This window comes from Acinetobacter pseudolwoffii (assembly GCF_002803605.1).
Classification (GTDB): domain Bacteria; phylum Pseudomonadota; class Gammaproteobacteria; order Pseudomonadales; family Moraxellaceae; genus Acinetobacter; species Acinetobacter pseudolwoffii.
In genome coordinates, this window is the sequence record NZ_PHRG01000003.1 from 207,985 (window position 1) to 232,181 (window position 24,197).

The following is a 24,197-nucleotide window of genomic DNA, read 5'->3' on the forward strand; positions in this document are numbered from 1 at the left end:
GTTACATGCTCAGTCGTCAATTAGAAGTATCACTACGTTTGGCTGTCAGCATGGCTCGTCAAAAGAGACATGAGTTCCTGACCGTAGAACATTTATTATTAGCCTTACTTGACAATGACTCTGCCGTAAATGCGCTTAAAGCATGTGGCGCAGACATTATCGTGTTGCGCAAGGAATTAGAAGAATACGTAGAACAGCATACCCCTAAGCTTGGTGAAAATAGTGATCAGGCACCACACCCAACAGAAAGTTTTGACCGGATCTTGCAGCGCGCGATTTTTCACGTGCAATCTAGCGGTGGTGATCGGACTGTAGAAGGTGCTGATATTCTGGTTGCGATGTATTCTGAGCGTGACTCATTTGCCGTCTATCTATTGAAACGTCATCAAATTAATCGCCTTACGCTAACTCAGTACCTGTCTCATGGTACGCGTAAAGAAGAAGTACAGGGTGAAGAAGAAATTGAAGACCTCGATGGTGAGTCTGCATCTTCAGCCAGTTCAGGTCCGCTTGAACTGTATACGACGAATCTCAATATCGAAGCGCAAAAAGGCAAGACCGATCCACTGATTGGTCGTGAAAAAGAAATTGAACGTGCCGCTCAAATTCTGTGCCGCCGCCGTAAAAACAACCCACTTCTTGTCGGTGATCCGGGGGTCGGTAAAACCTCGATTGCAGAAGGTTTGGCATGGTTGATCGTTAATGGTAAAGCGCCAAAACCACTCGAAAATGCTGAAATTTTCAGTCTGGATATTGGAGCATTGGTTGCCGGAACAAAATACCGTGGTGACTTTGAAAAACGCCTGAAACAGCTTTTAAATGCGCTGAAAAAGAAACCTGAAGCTGTGCTGTTTATTGATGAAATTCACATGATTATTGGTGCAGGCTCCAGTATGGGCAGCACCATGGATGCATCGAATCTGATCAAGCCTGCATTGGCCAATGGCACTTTACGTTGCATTGGTTCAACCACTTTTCAGGAATACCGTCAGGTTTTTGAGAAAGATCATGCTTTGTCACGCCGTTTCCAGAAAATCGATGTGAATGAGCCATCTATTTCTGAAACCATTGATATCCTACGTGGCCTGAAATCGAAGTTTGAAGATTTCCATCATGTGCAATATGACGATCAGGCATTGGTATCTGCGGTTGAACTTTCTGCGAAGTTCATCAATGACCGTTTCTTGCCAGATAAAGCCATTGACGTGATTGATGAAGCAGGTGCGCAGCGCCGTTTAAAAGCTGAACAAGATGACAGTTTGATCACGGTAGAAAACATCGAAGATATCGTGTCGAAAATTGCGCGTATACCACCAAAAACGGTCTCTAAAGATGACAAGAGCGTACTGGAAAATCTTGAGCGCGATCTGAAACGGGTGGTCTTTGGTCAGGATGAAGCGATCGAAGCTTTAGCGTCGGCCATTAAACTGTCTCGTGCCGGTTTGAAATCACCCGATAAACCTGTGGGCAGCTTTGTTTTTGCTGGCCCAACCGGTGTCGGTAAAACTGAAGTGACCAAGCAGCTGGCTAAGCAGATGGGCGTAGAGCTGGTTCGCTTTGATATGTCCGAGTACATGGAACGCCACGCGGTGTCGCGTTTAATCGGTGCACCTCCGGGCTATGTCGGTTTTGATCAGGGTGGTTTGTTGACTGATGCGATTCACAAAAATCCACATTGCGTGCTATTGCTTGATGAGATCGAAAAAGCGCATCCAGATGTCTTTAACCTGTTATTGCAGATTATGGATCATGGTTCCTTGACTGACAATAACGGACGTAAATCGGATTTCCGTAATGTTGTCCTAGTCCTCACCACCAATATTGGTGCTGAAAGTATTTCACGTATTAGCATTGGCTTTATGGAACAGGACAATAGCAACGATAACCAGGAAGCGATGAAGAAAGCCTTCTCTCCGGAATTCCGTAACCGTCTTGACGGCGTGATTCAGTTCAAGGCATTGCCAAGCAGCATCATTGAAAATGTCGTGGATAAATTCCTGACCGAACTTCAAGCGCAACTTGATGATAAGAAAGTCATGCTGGAAGTGGATCAGAGTGCGCGTGAATGGATGTCAGAGCAAGGCTATGACCGTTTAATGGGCGCACGCCCAATGCAGCGTCTGATTCAGGAACACCTGAAAAAACCATTGGCAGAAATGATCCTGTTTGGTGAACTGGCTGAAAATGGCGGTAATGTTGCAGTGTCGGTGAAGAAAGAAAATGGTAAAGCTGTTGGCTTAAAACTTGAAGTCTTTGAAGACCAGACTGCTGAACCTGCTTAATCAATATGAAAAAATAAAACCCGTGCAAGCACGGGTTTTTTCATGCACTCATATTTTAAATCATCAAATTCATTCATACAGTTCAAAAGACAAATCATGGATATTCAAATTACCAAGCTGCTCACCACTTTTTGCCTGTTTCTGGTCACGGCATTGATGGAAATTTTAGGCTGTTATTTTCCCTACCTGATTTTAAATCAGGGAAGAAGTCACTGGTTGTGGATTCCGACAGCTCTGGCTTTGGCGGCTTTCGTTTGGCTACTCACCTTGCATCCGGCTGCTTCTGGACGGATTTATGCCGCTTATGGTGGCATCTATATTTTTTCGGCGCTAATGTGGTTGCGCTTCGTTGATCAAGTCACACTGTCACGTTGGGATTTGCTTGGCGGGATGGTAGTAATACTGGGGGCACTGATTATAATTCTACAGCCGCAAGGTTTGGTGCGTTAGCAGGATATAACAGCAAACCTCATCAAAAAGAGGCAGCTATAGCGACCTCTTTGTTTTCTTGATGTTTTAATCCTGAATAAAAGCCAATATCTTATTTCTTTAGACTATTTCAATTTGCAATCTTTCTGGGAAATATCAGTTTTATAGGTTTGTGTTTGCGAGCTCAGGCTGAGCTCGACCTTGTATGGGTTTTCAATCTGATAGCGATGCTCAAAGAAAATCTCGCAATTATTGAGCAGATTATTACGGATCATTTTCATCACTTCTTTGCGGCCCAGATCTTTTTCAAATTGGCTAAAATCCGGTGTGGTGATTAAACCTTTTAATGTGGTTTTATTGGCACTTAACTGTAATTGTTCAATAATTGTATTCTGGTCGATCTGTAAAGGTAAAGTTCTGGAATCTTCTGCACTGAGTACCGCGAGTAATTCATTCAGTTCAGCTTTTTTCTGAATTTTAAATTTGCTGTCAATAATATTTTTTTCCTGAAGATATTGATCAAATTCAGAAGCATGAACGGAGAAGGTCGCACTGCTAAAACCTGCCAATAGTGCCAAGGCCCAATATTTATTTTGCATTGTATAACATCACTTTTTATTCCATTTCAATCATGATTATAAGAGCTGAGACAAAAAAAGCACCAGAGATTGGTGCTTAATTTGTGAAGATTCAGCTTTTAATTTAGTCTTTTTTCAGATTTTCATTAATCAGGAATTCAACCAGAGCTTTTTGCGCGTGCAAGCGATTTTCAGCTTCATCCCAAACCACGGCATTTTTATGGTCAAGCAAGTTTTCTGAAATTTCTTCGCCGCGGTGCGCAGGTAAGCAGTGCATAAACAAACAATCCGGATGCGCAAGATCCATCAGGCGTTCATTCACTTGATAGTCTGCAAATGCTTTCTCACGGATTTTTTGTTCTTCTTCTTGGCCCATGCTTGCCCAAACGTCAGTCACAATCAGGTCAGCATTCACGGCTGCATCTTCAGCGGTATCGACCAGTTCAACACAATGCGCAAATTCAGACAGGAATTTTTCTTGTGGTTCATAACCTTTTGGCGCTGCAATTTTCAGATTAAAGCCCCACATGTGTGCTGCTTCAATATATGAATTACACATGTTGTTGCCATCACCGATCCAGGCAACAGTTTTACCTTCGATTGAGCCGCGTTGCTCTACATAGGTCTGCATGTCAGCAAGTAACTGGCAAGGATGGTGATCATCTGTTAAAGCATTAATCACAGGAACTTTTGAGTAAGATGCAAAACGTTCCACGATATCATGACCGAAAGTACGGATCATCACGATATCCAGCATGCTTGAGATCACGCGTGCAGAATCTTCAATCGGTTCACCGCGGCCTAACTGGGTATCGCGAGAAGACAGGAAAATTGCGCTACCACCAAATTGGCTCATGCCAGCTTCAAACGAAACACGCGTACGGGTACTCGATTTCTCAAAAATCATGCCCATCACTTTACCAACAAATGGTTGGAACACTTCATTGTTATGCTGTTTGCGCTTAAGCTCAATTGCGCGTTGCAAAATCTGGTTAAGTTCTAAAGTTGATAAATCGCGTAAGGTGAGAAAGTGACGGAGAGCCATTCGTTACTCCACAATAATTGCCGAAAAACTCGATCAACAATCAGTTGTTGGTTAGTTTAAGAAAAAATACGGAATCGGCTAATATACTATAAGCAATGAAAAATGCAAAAAAACTAGACTTTTTGATGACCGTCTAAAAAGCGATCCACACAATAACTGATGTATTTGTCGATTTCCTGATCATCTTCTTGTATGGAAATTCCCATCAGGATGCGCCATTCCAGATTGCGCAAAATACCAAAATACAGCTGTGCAGAATATTGCGGATTTTCGCAATGCAGTAAACCTTGCGCATCTGCCTGTTCTAAAGCCGTGGCAATGGCACTTTGCACATGCACCGGGCCTCGCTCATGAATATGTTGAGCAAGTTCCGGATTGCGCTGACTTTGTTCCAGCACCAGACGCATAAAGGCCGAGTTTTCAGGTTGCATAATCTGGTGATAAAAATTGAGCAACGTGTGTACTAAATAACTACGAAAATCCAGTGCCATCAGTTCGATCGGAATACTGATATCTTCAAAAAACTTGATACGACGATAATCGCAAATGGCTTTAAACAAGCCTTCTTTATTGCCAAAGTATTTATAGATCGAAGCTTTGGAGCCTCCGGCATGCTGGACGATATCATCCAGAGACACAGCATCATAACCCCGTTCCAGAAACAGCTCGGTTGCACTGATCAGCAGCGCAATACAACGCTCATGACCACGTTTGGTCTGTGGCAGATCTTTGGCGAGCGGTTCTAGGGCGAGGTCTTGCATAGGAGATAATACATCAACATGTCAATAAAGATTGAAACGCCATCATAGCAAATATATGTACATATTTCATAATTGCACCGCATAAGCGCAGTATTTGCCGGATTAGGTAAAGTAAAACTTAAAAATTTGACTAAAGTTTTAGAGTATTTGTTCTATCAGATTGTGGAATGAGCAAGCCAAATGAGTATACTCGAGTTTCAATAATTATAGCCAAGACTGTGGAAAAGGAAGATGACAGAACAAATGTCTGCAGGTCTAAGATTTAGACAAGCACTTGAAGTCGAGAAACCATTGCAAATTATGGGTACGGTAAATGCCTATGCTGCCATGATGGCCAAACAAGTCGGTTATAAAGCCATTTATTTATCAGGTGCGGGTGTCGCGAATTATTCTTATGGTTTGCCTGACCTGGGCATGACCAGTCTGGATAATGTTCTGGAAGATGTACGCAGGATTACAGAACGTGTTGATACACCTTTATTGGTCGACATCGATACCGGTTGGGGCGGCGCATTAAATATTGCCCGCACGATCAAACAGATGATTGCAGCTGGTGCAGCCGCGGTGCATATTGAAGATCAGGTGGCACAAAAGCGTTGTGGTCATCGTCCAAATAAAGAAATTGTGTCACAGCAGGAAATGGTCGATCGTATTAAAGCGGCGGTCGATGCGAAAACCGATGCAAACTTTGTGGTCATGGCGCGTACCGATGCGCTACAAAAAGAAGGCCTGCAAGCGGTGATTGATCGTGCTTGTGCCTGTGTTGAAGCGGGTGCAGATGCAATTTTTGCCGAAGCGATGACCGATATCACTATGTATCGCACCGTATGCGATGCAGTTGGTGTGCCAGTCTTGGCAAATATTACCGAATTTGGTGATACACCGTATTATACGGTAAATGAGTTGGCAGAGCAGGGTATTGGCATGGTGCTGTATCCATTATCAGCGACACGTGCCATGCAAAAGGCAGCCCTTGAAGTGATGCGTTCGGTGCGTGAACACGGCACTCAGGTGAATGTGCTGGATATTATGCAGCAACGCAAAGAACTCTACGAATTTTTAGATTATCACAGCTTCGAAGACACATTAGATAAACTGTTTAAACAGGAGAATTAAAAAAATGGCTGAAGGAAAAGTACTCACCGGCGCAGGATTGCGTGGACAAGTGGCAGGGAAAACTTCACTCTCAACTGTAGGCAAAAGTGGCGCAGGTCTGACCTATCGCGGTTATGACGTGCAGGATCTGGCTGAACATTGCCAGTTTGAAGAAGTGGCTTATCTGATTTTCTTTGGCGAACTGCCAACTTCAGAGCAGTTAGTTGCCTATAAAGCCAAATTAAAATCTTTGCGCACGCTACCTCAAGCCTTAAAAGAAGTGCTAGAGCGTATTCCTGCCGATTCTCATCCGATGGATGTGATGCGTACTGGCGTGTCGATGCTGGGCAATCTTGAAACTGAACTGTCTTTTGAACAGCAACAGGATATTGCAGACCGTATTCTTGCCACTTTACCGGCAATTATCTGTTACTGGTATCGTTATAGTCATGACGGTGTACGTATTGAAGAAAATACCGATGATGATTCAATCGGTGCACAGTTCCTGCATTTATTACGTGGCGAAAAGCCAAATGAACTGCATGAACAGGTGATGAATGTTTCCTTGATTCTATATGCAGAGCATGAATTTAATGCTTCGACCTTTACGGCGCGTGTATGTGCATCGACTTTATCTGACATGCATTCTTGTATTACCGGCGCAATCGGTTCCTTGCGTGGCCCTCTACATGGCGGTGCCAACGAAGCTGCGATGGACATGATCGAAAACTGGACCTCGCCTGAAGAAGCTGAACGTGAAATGCTGGGCATGCTGGAACGTAAAGAAAAAATTATGGGCTTCGGTCATGCGATTTATAAAGACAATGATCCGCGTAATGGCATCATCAAAATCTGGTCTGAGCGTTTAGCCAAAGATGTCGGTGATACGGTACTTTATCCGGTCTCAGTGCGCTGCGAAGAAGTGATGTGGCGTGAGAAGAAATTATTCTGTAATGCCGATTTCTTCCATGCTTCGGCTTATCACTTTATGGGCATTCCAACCAAGCTGTTTACCCCGATTTTTGTCATGTCACGTGTCACAGGTTGGGCAGCACATGTGATGGAACAGCGTGCAGACAACCGTATTATCCGTCCAAGCGCGGATTATACTGGGCCGGAACTGCGTAAAGTAGTACCGATCGCCGAGCGTTCTACAGCGGCTTAATATTTATTAATATCTTGAATAAAAAATAAGGTCTCAATCGAGACCTTATTTTTTATCGACTTAACAGGACTGGATCTTCAATGCTATAGCCTGTTTCAAAAGGAATCCCCAGATACTTGACTGTCACCAGCGTTTTATTCTGTTTAGGAACTTTATAGGCCTGACTAATTTTTAGACCTTGCTGATAACTGACCGCTTGATGGGTCGGACTTTTTTGTGAGCCAGATTTGACTTGATATTGATAAGTCCATTTTGGCACTTTTTCTTGTGGATCGTACCAGGCAGCTGCCGTCCCTGTTGTGGTTTTTAACATTTTAAGTTGTGGCTTTGAACTTTGAATCGGACTCAGTGGAACTAAACGTTTTTTGATTTTGGCAATGTCCTGATCAAACTTGCGACTGTCTTGGTCATAATCAATACGTTTGGTTTTTGGATTGATATATAAGGAGTTGACCTGAATCAACTGATTCGGTTTTGCGGATTTAAAATTATAATAATACAGCTGTGGCAAGCGCCCACGACCATCAAGGTAATGACGCATGACATAGAGCTTTTGCTCTTTGACTTCATAGCCTAGAATTTCAATATTTTGTGGGCCACCGACCGTAGCAAAAGCCAGACTGGGCAAGCCAAGAGGGAGCAGAAACAGCGCAGTTTTAATATTCATGGTTATTCTACCCGCAAAAAATAGATTAGCATTTGATCATGCTAATCTATCTTAAAATACAGTAGAAATAATGAAGCTTGTTGCGGCGTAATTATAAAACTAGATTAATGATTGAGTAGATTAATCATATCGTGTGCAACCACGGCAGACAGTTTATTCAGACGTTCGAGTGGAGTACCTTTCAAATAATACTGGAATTGATGCACTTGAGTACCATCATTAATTGCTACAAAAAAAGTCCCTTCCGGTTTCTCTGGTGTCGCACTACCACCGGGTTTAAGCAAACCTGTACAGGCAATAATCCAGTCTGCATCCCGGAACATCTTTTTACCCGCTTCTGCCAAGGCAACAGTAACTGGCATGGATTCGGCAGTGTAACTATTGATCAAAGTCTGGGGAATGTTTAATACCGAAGTTTTTACACCAACATCGTAGCAGACCAATCCGCCAGCCAGAATTTCGGCGCCGTCACTTTTACAGATGGAAAACTGGCTACATAGATATCCAGAGCTCGCACTTTCAATAAAGGCAATTTTTATATTTTTCTCTTCGAGTAAGTTGCAACAGGTCTTTATCATAGTCTCTATATTTTCTTTATGATCCGAGTGGTTTTAGCTTAATTTAGACAGATTTTTTCTGTCGTTCAACTCCGAGTATATTTATATTTTTATGAAAGTTAAAATTTTTCATGGATTAGTACAATTTGATACTGATTTGATCACAAAACCTGAGTGGTTAAAGCTTAGACTATTTTTTCAAATAGAGGTTTCTTCTCAAGCTGAACAGTGGTAAAAATAAAAATAAAGTGCTTAGTGAAAGTAGGGCGTTAGAATGAAAACCACAGTAAAATATGTAGTCTTAAAAAGTCTTGACTACCAATTGGGTACACCATTATTTCAGGAAGAAATTGATGCTGATGGTCAATATTTTGATCAGATTCCAAGCACGATTTCTTATCAGAATTTACAGTTCAAAGTAAAAAGCAAAGAGCTTAAACGTTTACATCTGGCTGAAGAGCAGGAAGATACCCAAACGATTATTGTTAAAGTTGTGAATATCTAAGATAAACCTTAAAGTGAATAAGCCTCTTTTTTTAAGAGGCTTATTATTTGGCTAACATTAAGTTAATAAAAGCTTTTTAAAAATAAAAAATTACCAAAATTAATGTCAGTCTGATTGATAAATATCTTTTATTAAAGTCAAGATAAATTGGAAACAACTTAGTAGTTATACGTGATTCAATGTTACGTATCGTATATTCGTTTATTAAAAAACTGTTTAGAACAATTACCTTTTGCATGTTTTATTCCATTTTTAAAAATATTAATACTTAGGCTGAGTTATTGAATTTAATCATAAATATCATGAGCATAGGTTTTTAATATATTTTACTTGATAATATATTGTTATTTTTTAAAATATTTTAAATGTCTTTTTTATATATTTTACTCAGGTTAAGTTATTCCTTTTATTGAATAATAAAAATTTCGAAACATATTATCTTTCATCATGTGTCTATTTTATTGGATAAAGTAATTTATGTTGCTTATTAATCTTGATTTCAACTACTTGGCTTGCCATTTTTTACATTGAATTAATCTGTAACAGGTTATAGGTTGGAGAATTCTGAAAAATGCGTAGAGTAGATATTAAGTCGAAACTCTATCGGCTTTTAATTAATTTAAAGCAAATAGTAAGGAGTTACACCATGGCTAATAATCAACAGCAAGACCAACAGAAACAGCAACAACAGCAAAACCAACAAGGCACGCAAGATCAACAGCGTCAGCAAAACAACCAGCAAAACCCAAACCAGCAACAAAATAACCAGCAGCAACAACAGCCGCAGGGACAAAATAACCAACAACAGCGCGATCAGCAGCAACAACAGCAGCCACAGCGTAATCAGCAAAAAAACCAGCAATCTCAACAAGATCTGGAATAATCAACAGAACTAGCAGCCATAATAGAATTAACTAGCAGCGTGGGTATGATTCATAAGATCTGCCAAAACTGTAGCGTTAATTCTGTTTAAGCTGTACGTTCATAAAAAAACCGCCTGAATCAGGCAGTTTTTTAGGGTAAAAATTTGGTTATAGACGTTAATCAGTATGAATTAACACTGGATATTGGCTTTCTGCTTATAAAAGCTTAAGGCATTGTCTAAATCTGTAAGCAGTCCTTTTTCTGTATATTCCTGAGGCATAAGTTTTAATAAAGCTGGCATATAACGAGTTTTATATTCTTTAGGATATTGTTCACAGAGTATGCGTGTTCTTTCTTCTGGACTAATACTGGAAGAATCTAGTTTGTCCAGATAAGCACTGAGTTGATTATCTGATTGTTCAAATTGGGCTTTGAGGGCTTGATCAGGTTCCGCTGAACTGTCGGCTTGCTGCTTTTGGCAGCCACTTATTGTCAGACTTATCAATAAAGTAATCAGTATACGATTTATCATGATGTCAAAATCTTGTTATTTGTCATATCAAAAATTATAGAGAGAAATAGCCAAAAAGAAAGCAGTCATCTACCAACTTTAGAAGAAGTCAAAAATTCCTGATATTCACATACAGTACAGCAACAGGGAATTTTATCCTAAAAAATGAACAAATTTATTGTTATGCATATTGATCTAAAGTGTCCATCTGTTTTCTCTTAAGCATAAAATTTAACGAATAAAATATATTTTGCCTAAATTAAAGCCATTCAATTAAGAAAAGTAACGCTTATTGCACATTTAGAAACATAGCCTCTATATATCACACACAGATTGACTGCTGGGCCAGTGATATCTTGGCTTCATTCCAAGAACTTAATGAAAATAATTAGAAAATCAGCACATTATAAAGCCTGCTTAATTTAGGAGAGTTAAGCAGGCTTTTTCTTGTTTATAAACACGGATTGCTCAATGAGAGCTTTTTACTTTAATTATTCTCTTTCACATAAGTTTTCATATACAACATAAAGCCTGAAAATTCTCTCAAGAGTGAAACATGAATAGATGGTATTTATATATCTCTTTTTATAAAAAGACAGGGCAAAGCTATGATGAGATGTATATGTGCATTTGGCATGGGCGTGATGGTAGGTTGTTGTTTTAAATCTTGCAAAGAAAAAATGTGTCATATGATGGGCAATGATCATTGTAAGAAGGATCAAAAGACTAAAAGTGAAGAGCCTGCACGAACTTAAATGCCAAAAACTTAACTTTGCTTGAATTGTGAAATGTATTCAGGCGGTTAAGTTATTACTCAGGTCGTGATCCGATTATTCCGTATCGAGTTATTGAGTCTTAAAATCAATACAAGCTTAATCACTGATTAAGCTTGTTACATTCAGGAGAAAAGCATGATCCAGTTTATATTTTGTTTATTTGGCCTTCATGGTGCGACTGAAATCAATTACACCTGTGATCATGAAGAGGTGAAAGAGTGTCGTGATTGCTTGAAAGATATTGAATAATGTTCCAATTCACCGGATGTATTAATGAAGCTCAATCCCCGTTCAATCATCACTTGGCGGGGGTTTTGTTTGTGGGTGAAATTTTTATAATAAAAATCCAAGATAACGATTGAACTCAACTGGATTTAAATGATACGGGTCACAATCTATACTTTATAAGATTATGATTTAAATAGGATTACATGACGATAAATGATTAAAATTGAGAACTAAAATAGCCGGATAAGAATATATTGCAAAATGCGATAATTTATATATACTAGAAATATAGCAAAATGCGATAAAATATATGCATGTGATCACCCACGCTCGAATTCTTGAAGCAACGCAAAAGTGGCCACAGGCTGGAACGGCATTAGATGGTTGGTATCGACTGATGAAGGCCAATCATCCTAAGGATTTTGCTGAAATGAAGAGACTCTTTCCAGCAGTAGATAAGGTTGGAAAGTTTCATGTATTCGATATCGGTGGAAACAAGATTCGGCTGATTGCTGTGGTGATGTATCAGGCAAAACGCGTTTATATTCGCCATGTCTTGTCTCACCATGAATATGATAAAGGTCATTGGAAGGAAGGTTAGAATGAATGCAATGATTAAACAGGCCGTTGATCACTGGCGTTATGTTGCACCATTGCTCAGCAAGCCGGAAAATGAGGATGACTTTCATACACTAACTGAAGCCCTAGATGAGCTTTTGGACATTGTCGGTGATGATGAATCACATCCTTTAATGGGGCTTATTCATCAACTGGGTGATCTGGTTTCGGCGTATGAGCATGAACATCTACCCATGCCAGAAGGTGATGGACGAACGGCCTTGGCCTTGTTGATGGAGCAACACGGGCTTAGTCAAGCAGACTTGTCTGATGTCGCGACACAATCAGTAATTTCAGAAATATTGAATGGCAAACGTCAGCTGAATATCCGTCATATCAAGGCCTTGTCTGAGCGCTTTGATGTATCGGCAGATACTTTCTTTTAATCGATGCCCGCCTAAGCTGATATTTCCATGCTGTGCTGTCTAATCAGGTAGCGCTGCTCATTTGATTATTTAAATTTCAAGTGTCGTGAAAGGTGAGAGCGCCTCCAGAAAAGTTTGCTTTTCTAAAAAGTGAATGTGAAACATAAATAATATTGATGTTTAGGATCAGATGTCATATTTATTTCTTAATGGATCGATAAAGGAGATACACATGACCAATAAATCAGAGCAAGAATCAAATCCGCAAAAAGAATCTAATGATGATAAAGGCAATCAGGATTCGTATAAGGGCGTGAAGCCAGAGAAAAAACCCAATGCAGAACCGGAAAATCCATTGAGAGAACAAAAATAGCTCTTTCACATTTTAAAAGCCCTAACTTGCTTTAGGGCTTTTAGTTTTTCGACAACCGGTGATCTCTGGGTTTCGCTCTAAACTCATCTCTCATTTCAAAGAAAAACTCATGAGCTTGTTCATGATCGCAGCATAACCAATCATGGCGTGATTCTTCAGGAATCACAATAATCGAGCGCTTCTCGTCATCTGGATGGTGGAACTGTTTCATCAATAGGTGTTGATCGGAATTTATAGTCAGCATCGAAAATGATCTGATTTTTTCACCCTCAATGAGCACATGATCATAAATGGCTGCAACGGTAAAAGGGTTGCCATCTTCACGTGAAATACCAAACCAGTGCGGTTTTCCATCGATATATTTAGGTTCATAGAAAGTATCCACGGGCACTAAAGCAAACTGGTTATTTTTCCAGGCATGTCGAAAACTTGGCTTGGACGCTATTGTTTCAGTTCGGGCATTGTAAGTATGTCGACCATATTTTAATTCTTTCGCCCAAAAGGGAATCAGTCCGAAACGTGCAATATCTAACTCAAACCCCTCAGCACCTCGCATCATGATAGGAGCAGGTGCTAAGGGGTAAACATGTGATTTCATGTTCAATTCAAGTTGTTCTGCATGAAGATCTAATAAAGAGAGCTGACTTTTTGAGGGGAATTCATAGTTTGAACACATGACCGACCTCTTTGCTTAGCATTCTGATCTGCGATAACAATTAAACTATAAGAATGATGACCTCAAAACAATTCGAAATCGTAAATGTAGTTGGGTCTGGAAACGGAATTTTTATGGTGAATATGAATGTAATTTTTCGCCAATGGATGAAAAATAATCTTCGATAAAATGAGCGCCCAGATTCCATTGCTATAGTTTTATTTCCAGTTTTGCCTCCTTTGCCTGAAGGAGCTATCTTTTGTGCAGAAAGGTCATGCTGCATTTTATCTTTTGTTTATTCGGTCTTCATGGTGTCACAGAAATCGAATGCCAAGCGGATGGTAAAGAAGTGAAAGTATGTCGTGACTGCTTGAAAGAAGAAAGAGTTACATAAACGGTAAGAAAAGCTTAAAAATTCTTATCACTATTAATTCAGAATAGGCATTCACAATAAAACTCATAATTTTAGAGAATATAGAATGCCTAGAAATAATTATTTACCCGCTCTAGAACAAGTTTATGAGTTTTTAAAAGAACGTCCTGGCTTTAAAGAGAAAAGTGAGTTTGATAAGTCAGTAGAGTATTTTAGAACGCTGCACGAAGGAGAGCCTCAGGAATTTAGAGTCCAAGCATTCCATAACATTAGTGGTAAATTTGGAAATAAAGAAATACTGAGCATAAGTTCTGCACCTAAATTTACGGATAAAAACAGCTTCCTTAATTGGGTTGATATGCACATCAACAATTAGGCTTTGACGTTAGAACAGCTTATCTAATGGTCAGCTTTGTTATTTTCTACCCATACATTAATTAACATGGAGTACAAAAAACACTCTAAATTAAGTTGGAAAGCTACACATTTGAATGCTAATTTTTGTATTCAAATCTGACAGTTAATGAGGTGAGCAATGAAGTTGTTGACTTTGTTTGGTGTAGGCGTAGCCGCAAGCTATTGTTATAAATCTATGAAAAATGGCAAGCTCGCTCTTTCCAGACCAAATTTTGATGAAAGTGTAAAACAATTTGTACTGCAAGAATTCGCAGCTTGTAAGAATTAGATCTATTGGATTAAAGAGCTCATCATAGGATGGGCTTTTTTATTTCTCAGGCTTTTATGGAAAATGTTTATCTTTTGAATGCAAAAAGCCTATCAGGGAGATAGGCTTCTTTTATTAATTCAACATAATATTATGAGTTTTTCTTATCCGCCTGATTTTTTTGATCATTTTGCTCTTTGGTTATAGGAGCTGGCTCTCCTTGATTCGGTTTTTGCTCTTGCTCATTTGGCTTAGGTTTGTTCTCAGTCGCATTATTAGAAAATTGATTGAAAGACGCTTTTTGAGCAGTATTTGTATTAACTAACATAAGTTTCTCAATTTTAATTGTCGAAGATTCGACCTGCCTAGAGTGGCATATTAAAAGCACTTACAATGAGATGATTTAGAGATGCGAGTGTAGCGATATGTAGGATTTCGAGATTTATATCTTATTTATATTTCGGCATATTTTTGAATTATGGTGCAGGTAGATGATTTGTCTACTAAAGTGCGAAGTCAGTGGAATTATCGGATATTGCTTCGATACCTAAACTCCACAATGAGTATTTTAGTTCTAAAAATAGGCCTCTTAAATAGAGGATTGAAGATTTTAAATCAGTGGCTTAGCTATTTGGAGAGAAGATTTAAAGCGTGTTTTTATTTCAAAAGTATTCAATATTCCCGTAACTTTGCTTTATTAAGTATCAAAGGTGAATTGAAATAACTCCTTCTTAAAAATATTCCCATTTTTATCCGAGGTTGCTCTATAAAAATAGATTCATGTTTTACGCATTGTAAATGCCTTTCAATATTGATTTTTTACTTTAGCCACATTTAGCCATAAACTTACGAAAATTTCGTGCCTTAGGGTGCAGTCTACAAATTTTTTTAAAATATATTTTCTGTGGATTTGTAGACCTTTGAACAGCAAGTAAGGGCAATTCAATGCAATATGACGCAACTATTAGTATTTATAAGCCATTGAAGATGCAAGGGAATACAATCTAATGCAAGCACTTGCAATCAGTACCAGACTGGGAGGATTCTATTTTTTCTACTATGCGATTGTGGGCGCATTCATGCCGTTCTGGAGTCTGTATCTGGAAGATCAAGGCTTTAACTATCAGGAAATCGGTGTTTTATCTTCTATTGCGATTCTCACTCGGTTTTTTGCGCCTTTTATTTGGGGCTGGATTGCAGATAAATCTGGTAAGCGCATGTTGCTGGTACGGATTGCCACCTGGATGGAAGCCTGTATCTGGTTGATGATATTTATCATTCCTAACAGCTTTCAGTCAGTGGCTTTACTGATGCTGATTTTCAGCTTTTTTCAAAATGCGATTTTGGCACAATTTGAAGGCGTAACTCTATTCTGGCTCGGGGAAAAAAGAGCAGAACTTTATGGCAAAGTCCGGAAATGGGGTTCGGTTGGATTTATTATCGGTGTATTCGGCTTGGGCACCATCTTTGAAATTATCAGCATTAGCATGCTTCCAGTTTTATTGCTGTGTATTTCATTTCTGGCTTTTCTCTGGTCTTTTAGCATTAAAGAACCCACGGCGGCGCCTATTGCACAGAAAAAGCTGGAAGCCCTGTGGCCGATTTTCAAGCGCCCGGTTGTATACAGTTTTTTTCTGATTGAACTGATCATGCTGTTTTCACATGCGCCGTTTTATAGTTTTTATAGTAATTATCTTAGTCAGGCGGGATTTAGTAGCAGTCAGATCGGATTGCTTTGGTCCATTGGGGTTATTGCCGAAATTATTATGTTTGCTTATGCTACCTTCTTTCTGACACGCTGGTCATGGCGTCATTTGGTGATACTTTGCCTGTTGATGACTGGCTTAAGATGGCTGATTGTAGGCGTATTTCCATCTGCATTTGTGGCACAATTTTTTGCCCAAACGATTCATGCCTTGAGTTTTGGTTTATTTCACATGATCGCCATGCGGGTTATTTTCCAGAATTTCTCTGCTGCACAGCAAGGCCGTGGACAGGCTTTATATAGCACCATGTGGGGCTTAGGCGTAGCAAGTGGCAGCATTCTGGCGGGCTATTATTGGGATAAAATTGGCGGAGAAACCATCTTTATGTTTGCCGCCGCATCGACTTTGTTTGGTTTGTTATTGATTTTTGGGTTGCCCAATACAGTTGAGCAATCAAAGATATCTTCATGATGTCTCTGATGCTTAAAATTTAGATCCGAATTTTGGCGTACTGATGAACCCAAGGCTGTGCCTGTTCCAGTTGAGCAGCTAATTGCAATAGCAGGTCTTCACGGGCAAAGGGTGCAATAAACTGCGAACCGAGCGGCAGGTTTTGTTCATTCCAGTACAAGGGTACTGACATGGCTGGAAGCCCGGTAATATTGGCAAGTTGAGTAAAAGGTACCCATTTCAGGTTTTCTTTGACAATCTGATCGACCAGTTTACCTTGTGCCAGCAGATGGGCCTTACCTACACCCAATAAAGCCTTTAAAATTGGCTTCTGCCATGCAGGTGTTTTGACTTCGCCATTTTTCGGTGCGACGGTTGCGGTTGCAGGCGTCAGATACAGATCATAATCATCAAAGAAATGATTCATCTGGGTCACGTACTGGCCCCAGTTATTCAGGTTCTGGATATAATCAAGTGCGCTGGTTTTAGCTCCAAAAGCCGCCAGTGCTAAAGAGTCCAGTTCAAAATCCTTCGCTTTAGACGGGTAGCCTTTCTGGATTTCATCCAGCATAAATGAAAACTGGCTAAACCAGGTGGTAATAAAATCCTTGGCCAGTTGCATGCCATCGATGGCCGGACGGTCTTCAACCACCTCATGTCCCAAAGATTCCAGCAGTTTGGCCGTCTGTTCGATGGCTTTCACAGCATCCGGAGAGACAGGCGTGCCAATGGTAGAATGGGGATTAAAGGCAATTTTCAGTTTTTTCGGTGGTTGCTGAATCACATCCAGATAATGATGCTGTGGACGCTGAATCTTAAATAGCGAGCTGTGATCTTCACCATGCGTGGCATCCAGCATTGCAGCACTGTCCCGCACTGTTTTGGTCAGGACATGCTGAATCGCTGCACCATGCATGGCCTCACTCATTTGCGGCCCCCAGGGGGTACGGCCTCGACTCGGTTTCAGGCCGAAAAGGCCACAATAGGAGGCAGGGATACGAATCGAGCCACCACCATCGCCAGCACCCGCAATTGGCACAATTCCGGCTGCCACAGCAGAAGCCGAACCACCTGAAGAGCCGCCACTATTATGCTGTAAATTCCACGGATTTTTACAGATGCCCCAAGCATCTGGTTCAGTAATACCTTTAATGCCAAATTCAGGCGTATTGGTGCGTCCAAAGGTCACAATTCCGGCTTTTTCCCAACGATTGACAATCTCGGCATTGGTTTCGGCAATATAACCGATCCGTTTTAAGCCCTGACAGCCATAAGAGGTTGGATAACCTGAATATTCCTGAAACAGGTCTTTGACCAGAAAAGGCACACCGGCAAAAGGTCCGGATAAATTCTGCTGGGTCCGTTTTAATGCATGCTCATGCATGGGAATAATAATAGCATTCAGTTCGGGATTGGCAATTGAGCTACGCTCTAAGGCAGCGGATAAAAGTTCACTGGAATGTACCTGTTTATTGGCGACCAGTTCAGCCAATCCTAAACCGTCATATTGTAGATATTCTTCTAATTTCATTGCCATTCCCTAGCGTTAATGCTGTTCAAGGTTGTAGATGATTTTAGTTTAAGATGCAAGCACCACCTGATTACGTCCACGATGTTTGGCCTGATATAAGGCCTGATCTGCAATATTGATCAGGTGTTGCAGGTCTTGTGATTGTGGTTCATTTTGATGGGTAATCCCTACACTCACGGTAATGTAGAGATCTGAACCATCTGATTGATGCATCGGGGTTTTTTCTACACGTTTACGTATGCGTTCTGCAATATCCTGAGCTTCAAAAGGCTCGGTATTCCAGAGTAAGAGTACAAATTCTTCTCCGCCAATGCGTGCAAATAGATCTTGGGCACGTAAGTTGTTACGTACAATTTGTGCAAAGTGTTGCAGGACTTTATCACCGACATGATGGCCAAAATGATCGTTCAGGCGTTTGAAATAATCAATATCCAGCATGATCACTGAAAATTCCATCGTCTTGGCATATTGCAGTAAATATTCGCCTTTCTTAAAGAAGAAATGACGATTCATGGTTCGCGTTAGACTATCGTGATTAGCCAGATATAGAACCCGTTTAAACAGTTCATTGCGGTTTTGGCTGATAATACACAGGATGAGCGGCGATAAGGCCAGCATAAACAGCCCGATCCGGAGCGAAATATAAATCGTAGAATCTGCCAAGGTGTCATGCGTTGTGGCATAAAACTGCGTCAGGCTGTAATAGGTTAAAATAGTCACAAACGCATTAATCAGTGTCATGCTAAACAGGCGATAGGTTAATGCGGCCCAGATCAGCGCAGCCAAAGGATAGAGCAGGGCGCCCGGACCTGAAAAAATATTGGTGATGATGACACAGAGTACGACTGTAGCTGCGGGCAGAAAATAACTGAAATGATGACGCTTTTGACGGCGGTTTTTAAACAGATACTGCATATCCTTGATTCTGGGAAAGGCCAGAACCAAAGGTAATACCACGATATAATTGACCATCTCGCCCGTCCACCATAGACCAAAATCAATCCATAAGTTTTCTTTGGTCATGAATGTATTGGGTAAGTTTGGCAGGGTGGCAACTGCAAAAGCAGCGCTGGCCAGACAGCCGGCAAATGCGAAGATGCCAAATAAATGAATAAAGGTATAACCGGTATTGTAGTATTTATAATTAATCTTGAAATAACGAATAAAAAATATCGAGACAATGGTACTAATCAGATTGGAAAGTGTAAGAAACAGGCTTTGCAGCAGACTGTTGCCTGTGACCAGATCTGCAAACATAAAAGCACTGAATGCACCCAGCCAGCCGCCCAGATGATTTAAATGTGGAAAACGCAGGAATATGGCCAGTAAGGCAGCATTGGCTGGCCAGATCAGGGCGAGATAGCCGAGTGGCCTGGTTGCGATCCCAATAAAACAACATACTAAAACAGCGAACACAATGACAAAATAAGCATAGGTTTCATGATTTAATTGTTGTTCTGTTATTCGAGCCAATTGCAAATTTAAAATCCTATATTTAAATTTTTAAGTGTGAATGATCACTTTGTTTAGCAAGTAAGTCTGATTTTATATATACAGTTATTTTTTGATTAATCTGTTATTAATACATGATGTTAAGATTGTTATATACGAAATATATACAAAATAAACTGGAAAAGAAATCCATGTTTTTAAACAATATGATAAAAACTTTATGGACTCAGATTTAAACTGCTCCAGAGTGGGATACGATTCTGAAAAAATATGCTAACTTAGAATCAATTGTTAAAACGATGCCGGTAAATATGAAAAAAATATGTCTTAGCCTTATCTTACTCATGAGCTCACCTTGGCTAATGGCGACAGAAAATAAAAAACCAGCGGAAGTTTCTGCTAAAGCTGCTGAAATCCCAAATACATTTACCGTGAAAACCCGTCCTGAAATTGTGGGGTTGTGGGGGATGGAAATTCCGGATAATAAAAAATGTATCGAATATTATAATTTTAAAAGCAATAATAATGTCGTAATTAAAAGTGGTGAAGAGTGGACTTCAGGATTATATGATTATCAGCCTGCACAGGATCCGACCGTTCAGATTCCAGCACTGATTCTTCAGGTTAAATATGATAATAATGAAAAAGACTGCTCAGGCAATCAGGTTGATCAATCCGGTGAAATTTCCCAGTATTTTGTGAAATGGCAAAATCCGTACACGATTAATTTCTGTGCCAATGACAAGGCCGAGCAATGCTTTGCGGTACTCAGACGTGTATTACCATAAATGAGTCATCAACATAAAAAAACCGCTGAATTTCAGCGGTTTTTTTATAAGCTTAAAGCTTATTGAGCTTTGTCTTCAGCACCTTCTAGCTGTTTCAACAAATGTTTTTCCAGATAATGAATGTCCATCGCCTGTTTGCAGAAGTTTTTATCCTGAAGGATTAAATCTTTGTGCAAAGGAATGTTGGTTTTAACACCAGTCAAAATCATTTCTTCCAAGGCATTTCTCATGCGAGAAATAGACGTCTCACGGTCCTTGCCATGCGAAATCAGTTTGGCGATCATCGAGTCATAATACGGCGGAATGCTATAGCCTGGGTAGATGTGCGAGTCTAAGCGGATACCTGCGCCGCCTGGTGCATAGAAGCTCTCAATCTTGCCGGGTGAAGGCAAGAAGGTTGATGGATCTTCTGCGTTAATACGGCATTCAATCGCATGTCCTAAAACCTTGACATCTTCTTGCTGAATATCGAGACCTAAGCCACCAGCAATACGCAATTGCTGTTCGATAATATCAATACCGGTTACCATTTCAGTTACCGGATGTTCAACCTGAACACGCGTATTCATTTCAATGAAGAAGAATCCATCATCTTCAAACAGGAATTCGAATGTACCTGCACCACGATATTGCATCAGTTTACAGGCATTGACACAGGCTTCTAGAATATCGGCACGTGCTTGCTCTGGTAAGTTCGGTGCTGGCGCTTCTTCCAGTACTTTTTGATGGCGACGCTGTAGCGAGCAGTCACGATCATAGAGATGAATCGCATGGCCATTACCATCAGCCAGTACCTGTACTTCAACATGACGTGGCTTTTGCAGGAAACGTTCCATATAGACCGTATCATCACCAAACCACATTTCTGCATCACGCTGTGCAGCCTGAACAGATTCCAGCAGGGTGTCGACATTTTCGACGATACGCATACCACGACCACCACCACCAGAAGCAGCTTTGACAATCAGCGGGAAACCGATCTCTTTCGCTTCAGCGAGTGCATTGTGAATGGTTACGGCATGGTCGCAGCCCGGTACAGTTGGTACACCCGCTTTTTTCATGGCAATAATGGCAGAAACCTTGTTCCCCATTAAGCGAATATGTTCTGGACGTGGACCGATAAAGATAAAACCAGAATTTTCTACGATTTCAGCAAATTCAGCATTTTCAGCGAGAAAACCATAACCAGGATGGATGGCATCTGCGCCAGTAATTTCAGCAGCTGTAATAATCGCAGGAATATTCAGGTAGCTGTCACTGCTCGCACCCGGACCGATACAAACCGCTTCATCACAGAAACGCAAATGCATCAGGTCTTTGTCTGCGTCAGAATAGACACCTACGGTTTTGATCCCTAAAGTTCTGCAAGCCCGGGTGATGCGTAAAGCAATTTCACCACGGTTTGCAATTAAAACTTTTTGCAACATTATAAATCCCCGGGGTGATTAAGCGCGGTAGCGGAAAAGTGGTTGGCCGAATTGAATCACTTCACCATTTTTCACTAGAATTTCTTCGATCACACCACTTTGAGTTGCTTCAATCGGGTTCATGATTTTCATGGCTTCGATAATACCTAAGGTATCACCAGCAGAAACGGTTTGACCCACTTTGACAAATGTCGCTTCGCCTGGGCTTGGTGCAGAGTAAAACACCCCAACCATTGGAGAGGTTTCAACAGCACCGCGCGGAGACTTCGCCGCAGGTACTTCAGCTGCAGGTGCAGGCATTGCAGGAACAGCCGCTGCAACCACTGGATTACGACGAGTTAATGCAATCGATTGATCGCCTTCTTTAACTTCGATCGCCTGTAAGTCAGATTCAATCATCAAGTCGATGAGTTTCTTGATTTTACGGATATCCATGAGACAGTATTCCTAATTAAGATTTTGTAGAAGATTGTATTTTTTCAATGACATAGTCGAGCGCAGCAGCATAGCCTTTTGCACCCAGACCACAGATCACGCCGATGGCTTTATCGGACAAGTACGAATGATGTCGAAATGCCTCGCGTGCATGGACGTTTGACAAATGGACTTCAATAAAAGGAATGGCAACGCCAAGCAGGGCATCGCGAACCGCAACAGAGCTATGGGTCAATGCTGCCGGATTGATAATGATATATTCAACGCCGTCGAGTTGGGCTTGATGAATTCGGTCAACGATTGCACCTTCCCAGTTGCTTTGGAAGGTATCGAGTTGTAATGTGGCCTGTTGAGCCTGAGCAGTCAGTTGCTGATTAATATCGCCAAGCGTAAGATGACCATAAACTTCTGGTTCGCGCTTTCCAAGCAAATTTAAATTCGGTCCATGAATAACCAAAATGGTCGAACTCATCCAGCATGCTCCAATTAAAAAGTATCGAGATTTGTTTGCAAGATAGCTGCAAACTCTGCTTATTATTGCATGATTTTCTACATGACTATTTATAATTTCTTTGAATTGACGTAGAAAGCATATCCTAAACAGTGGCGCTATAATGAAAACTTTGCAGAGATTTGGCAATGTTAAAAAATTACAATTCGCAGGGTATTCAGATTGTTTTCATTGTAAACCCAATTGGCAAAAACAGTTAATATCCTTTATGTAACTGTATCTTCATGTTAAGGATCAGCTCTGCTGTTTGATCATATTTTTAATCTTGCAAAAATTCATGTCTGGCCTAAACGATTAGGACATTCAATCGAGAGATCCTTGATTTGCGTGAGAGGATGACTAGCCTAACTTTGCCTTTAACCGTGCTTCCCTTAATGTCAAAATCTCATCTTGAAAAGATGGAGAAATACTTAAAAAGGCAAGATAAGACAATATGTTAATAAGCTTATTTTAATATTTTAGTCTGTGTTTTTATATGCATTTTATTACAAAATACCAGATAAAAATGAGTTACTTCAATTTAGAGATCCGTTTTATGTTCTGTTTCTAAATTTATAAAGCTGACTAAGAAACAGACATCGAATTTAAAGAGATTTATAGCGAAGGGTTTGGAAAAATTTAGATTGTCGCTATCTTGATGAAATGACGAATATGTTCATTTCAAAGCATTCTAAATCGCTAGGCACAGGCGCATCTGATATCTAGATAGTGGCAAAAACACATATCTTTGTTGGTATTTTGCACGCCACTTTCTTTGCAAAAAATCTCAGAAACAGCTTGTAGTCATGCATATGGAGCAGAGGTATGGGGCAAAAACATTAACTTCTTGAGCGAATATTTATATACTAAGGCGATCAGACTTGAGCCAGAAGTATTATGACACCTGCATGTAAACTCTTAAAAACTCAAAAAATTGAATATAGTATTCATGAATATGAACATGATGCCAATGCGAAAAGCTTTGGTTTAGAGGCTGCAGAAAAATTAGGATTACAAGTCGAAGAAGTCTTTAAAACGCTATTGGTAACGGATGAAAAACAGTATTTCGTTGCCGTGTTACCAGTCAATCATCAGCTTAATCTAAAAAAAGTAGCGGCAGCTTGTGGTTGCAAGAAACTGCAAATGGCAGATCCGAAACATGCCGAACGTTTAACCGGTTATCTGGTCGGTGGAATCAGTCCAATCGGACAAAAGAAGCGTTTAAAAACAGTCATTGATGTATCGGCAGAAAAGCTCAATAAAATATATGTGAGTGGCGGTAAAAGAGGCTTGGATATCGGACTGAAACCGGCTGATCTTGCCAAAGTGCTGAATGCACAGTTTGTCGATGTGCTGGATGTATAAGGTCAAATTCCCCTGAAGATTTATATGAATAGCGTTTGAAGT

General features: G+C 40.4%; 26 protein-coding genes. 13 read left to right on the forward strand and 13 right to left on the reverse strand.

Annotation, left to right across the window (positions count from 1 at the left end; genetic code table 11):
- The first annotated feature begins 5 nt into the window (after positions 1–5).
- Together clpA and CWI32_RS07840 are read left to right on the forward strand one after the other, a co-directional pair.
- The gene (gene clpA, locus CWI32_RS07835) at positions 6–2,282 is read left to right on the forward strand and encodes an ATP-dependent Clp protease ATP-binding subunit ClpA (RefSeq protein ID WP_005171089.1); all 2,277 of its coding nucleotides are present in this window, start codon (positions 6–8) and stop codon (positions 2,280–2,282) included.
- A 96-nt stretch (positions 2,283–2,378) separates the two neighbouring features.
- Complete coding sequence (locus CWI32_RS07840; RefSeq protein ID WP_005096798.1) at positions 2,379–2,732, forward strand: YnfA family protein; 354 nt, start codon at positions 2,379–2,381, stop codon at positions 2,730–2,732.
- A 104-nt stretch (positions 2,733–2,836) separates the two neighbouring features.
- Here the strand turns inward: CWI32_RS07840 and CWI32_RS07845 are convergent, their stop codons facing one another.
- The 3 genes from CWI32_RS07845 to CWI32_RS07855 form a co-directional block, all read right to left on the reverse strand.
- Positions 2,837–3,310: a hypothetical protein gene (locus CWI32_RS07845; protein WP_005171087.1), complete on the reverse strand. Its 474-nt coding sequence runs from the start codon at positions 3,308–3,310 to the stop codon at positions 2,837–2,839.
- A gap of 103 nt (positions 3,311–3,413) precedes the next feature.
- Complete coding sequence (gene argF / locus CWI32_RS07850) at positions 3,414–4,334, reverse strand: ornithine carbamoyltransferase (RefSeq protein ID WP_005171086.1); 921 nt, start codon at positions 4,332–4,334, stop codon at positions 3,414–3,416.
- Positions 4,335–4,447: 113 nt separating this feature from the next.
- The gene (locus CWI32_RS07855) at positions 4,448–5,095 is read right to left on the reverse strand and encodes a TetR/AcrR family transcriptional regulator (RefSeq protein WP_100535029.1); all 648 of its coding nucleotides are present in this window, start codon (positions 5,093–5,095) and stop codon (positions 4,448–4,450) included.
- Positions 5,096–5,326: 231 nt separating this feature from the next.
- Here CWI32_RS07855 and prpB point away from each other — a divergent pair, with 231 nt between their 5' ends.
- Positions 5,327–6,211: a methylisocitrate lyase gene (gene prpB, locus CWI32_RS07860; protein ID WP_005096803.1), complete on the forward strand. Its 885-nt coding sequence runs from the start codon at positions 5,327–5,329 to the stop codon at positions 6,209–6,211.
- Positions 6,212–6,215: 4 nt separating this feature from the next.
- A complete protein-coding gene (gene prpC / locus CWI32_RS07865; RefSeq protein WP_005096804.1) occupies positions 6,216–7,355 on the forward strand; it encodes a bifunctional 2-methylcitrate synthase/citrate synthase in 1,140 nt (379 codons plus the stop codon).
- A 52-nt stretch (positions 7,356–7,407) separates the two neighbouring features.
- Here the strand turns inward: prpC and CWI32_RS07870 are convergent, their stop codons facing one another.
- Both CWI32_RS07870 and CWI32_RS07875 read right to left on the reverse strand, forming a co-directional pair.
- Positions 7,408–8,028, reverse strand: a complete 621-nt coding sequence (locus CWI32_RS07870; protein WP_213064370.1) for an aminotransferase — start codon at positions 8,026–8,028, stop codon at positions 7,408–7,410.
- Between the two features lie 98 nt (positions 8,029–8,126).
- On the reverse strand, positions 8,127–8,600 hold the full coding sequence (locus tag CWI32_RS07875; protein ID WP_005171076.1) for a CinA family protein: 474 nt from the start codon (positions 8,598–8,600) through the stop codon (positions 8,127–8,129).
- A 253-nt stretch (positions 8,601–8,853) separates the two neighbouring features.
- On the opposite strand from CWI32_RS07875, the gene CWI32_RS07880 reads away from it, so the two are divergent.
- The gene (locus CWI32_RS07880) at positions 8,854–9,084 is read left to right on the forward strand and encodes a hypothetical protein (RefSeq protein WP_004280185.1); all 231 of its coding nucleotides are present in this window, start codon (positions 8,854–8,856) and stop codon (positions 9,082–9,084) included.
- A 646-nt stretch (positions 9,085–9,730) separates the two neighbouring features.
- A complete protein-coding gene (locus CWI32_RS07885) occupies positions 9,731–9,967 on the forward strand; it encodes a hypothetical protein (RefSeq protein ID WP_005096808.1) in 237 nt (78 codons plus the stop codon).
- 171 nt (positions 9,968–10,138) lie between these two features.
- Here CWI32_RS07885 and CWI32_RS07890 read toward each other — a convergent pair whose 3' ends face one another.
- Entirely contained in the window at positions 10,139–10,480 is a 342-nt protein-coding gene (locus CWI32_RS07890; RefSeq protein ID WP_005096809.1) for a hypothetical protein, read from the reverse strand.
- Between the two features lie 1,293 nt (positions 10,481–11,773).
- Here CWI32_RS07890 and CWI32_RS07895 point away from each other — a divergent pair.
- The 3 genes from CWI32_RS07895 to CWI32_RS15190 all read left to right on the forward strand — a co-directional run bounded on the left by CWI32_RS07895 (position 11,774) and on the right by CWI32_RS15190 (position 12,819).
- A complete protein-coding gene (locus CWI32_RS07895; RefSeq protein WP_005096812.1) occupies positions 11,774–12,064 on the forward strand; it encodes a type II toxin-antitoxin system HigB family toxin in 291 nt (96 codons plus the stop codon).
- Between the two features lies 1 nt (position 12,065).
- Positions 12,066–12,467: a helix-turn-helix domain-containing protein gene (locus tag CWI32_RS07900; RefSeq protein WP_005096813.1), complete on the forward strand. Its 402-nt coding sequence runs from the start codon at positions 12,066–12,068 to the stop codon at positions 12,465–12,467.
- Positions 12,468–12,678: 211 nt separating this feature from the next.
- On the forward strand, positions 12,679–12,819 hold the full coding sequence (locus tag CWI32_RS15190; RefSeq protein ID WP_005096816.1) for a hypothetical protein: 141 nt from the start codon (positions 12,679–12,681) through the stop codon (positions 12,817–12,819).
- Positions 12,820–12,859: 40 nt separating this feature from the next.
- Here CWI32_RS15190 and CWI32_RS07905 read toward each other — a convergent pair whose 3' ends face one another.
- Positions 12,860–13,495, reverse strand: a complete 636-nt coding sequence (locus tag CWI32_RS07905) for an SOS response-associated peptidase (RefSeq protein ID WP_100535030.1) — start codon at positions 13,493–13,495, stop codon at positions 12,860–12,862.
- A gap of 458 nt (positions 13,496–13,953) precedes the next feature.
- Between CWI32_RS07905 and CWI32_RS07910 the strand changes: the two genes are divergently transcribed.
- Positions 13,954–14,223 carry a hypothetical protein gene (locus CWI32_RS07910; RefSeq protein ID WP_005096819.1) on the forward strand — a complete coding sequence of 90 codons (270 nt, stop codon included), beginning with the start codon at positions 13,954–13,956 and terminating at the stop codon, positions 14,221–14,223.
- Between the two features lie 439 nt (positions 14,224–14,662).
- Here CWI32_RS07910 and CWI32_RS15195 read toward each other — a convergent pair whose 3' ends face one another.
- The gene (locus tag CWI32_RS15195) at positions 14,663–14,839 is read right to left on the reverse strand and encodes a hypothetical protein (RefSeq protein WP_005096822.1); all 177 of its coding nucleotides are present in this window, start codon (positions 14,837–14,839) and stop codon (positions 14,663–14,665) included.
- Between the two features lie 679 nt (positions 14,840–15,518).
- On the opposite strand from CWI32_RS15195, the gene CWI32_RS07915 reads away from it, so the two are divergent.
- The gene (locus CWI32_RS07915; protein ID WP_100535031.1) at positions 15,519–16,688 is read left to right on the forward strand and encodes an MFS transporter; all 1,170 of its coding nucleotides are present in this window, start codon (positions 15,519–15,521) and stop codon (positions 16,686–16,688) included.
- A 19-nt stretch (positions 16,689–16,707) separates the two neighbouring features.
- Here the strand turns inward: CWI32_RS07915 and CWI32_RS07920 are convergent, their stop codons facing one another.
- Positions 16,708–18,198: an amidase gene (locus CWI32_RS07920; protein WP_100535161.1), complete on the reverse strand. Its 1,491-nt coding sequence runs from the start codon at positions 18,196–18,198 to the stop codon at positions 16,708–16,710.
- A 48-nt stretch (positions 18,199–18,246) separates the two neighbouring features.
- Positions 18,247–19,677 (reverse strand): sensor domain-containing diguanylate cyclase, encoded by a 1,431-nt coding sequence (locus tag CWI32_RS07925; RefSeq protein ID WP_100535032.1) that lies wholly within the window; start codon positions 19,675–19,677, stop codon positions 18,247–18,249.
- Positions 19,678–19,994: 317 nt separating this feature from the next.
- Here CWI32_RS07925 and CWI32_RS07930 point away from each other — a divergent pair, with 317 nt between their 5' ends.
- Positions 19,995–20,438, forward strand: coding sequence for a hypothetical protein (locus CWI32_RS07930; RefSeq protein WP_005096827.1), 444 nt, complete (start codon positions 19,995–19,997; stop codon positions 20,436–20,438).
- A 59-nt stretch (positions 20,439–20,497) separates the two neighbouring features.
- On the opposite strand, the gene accC is transcribed toward CWI32_RS07930, so the two are convergent.
- From accC to aroQ, 3 genes are read right to left on the reverse strand one after another with little or no spacing between them, the layout of a single operon-like run.
- Positions 20,498–21,865: an acetyl-CoA carboxylase biotin carboxylase subunit gene (accC, locus tag CWI32_RS07935; RefSeq protein ID WP_100535033.1), complete on the reverse strand. Its 1,368-nt coding sequence runs from the start codon at positions 21,863–21,865 to the stop codon at positions 20,498–20,500.
- 18 nt (positions 21,866–21,883) lie between these two features.
- Complete coding sequence (gene accB / locus CWI32_RS07940; RefSeq protein ID WP_005096830.1) at positions 21,884–22,300, reverse strand: acetyl-CoA carboxylase biotin carboxyl carrier protein; 417 nt, start codon at positions 22,298–22,300, stop codon at positions 21,884–21,886.
- A 16-nt stretch (positions 22,301–22,316) separates the two neighbouring features.
- A complete protein-coding gene (gene aroQ, locus CWI32_RS07945; protein WP_100535034.1) occupies positions 22,317–22,772 on the reverse strand; it encodes a type II 3-dehydroquinate dehydratase in 456 nt (151 codons plus the stop codon).
- Between the two features lie 915 nt (positions 22,773–23,687).
- On the opposite strand from aroQ, the gene ybaK reads away from it, so the two are divergent.
- Complete coding sequence (ybaK, locus tag CWI32_RS07950; protein WP_074382819.1) at positions 23,688–24,155, forward strand: Cys-tRNA(Pro) deacylase; 468 nt, start codon at positions 23,688–23,690, stop codon at positions 24,153–24,155.
- The last annotated feature ends 42 nt before the right edge of the window (positions 24,156–24,197 follow it).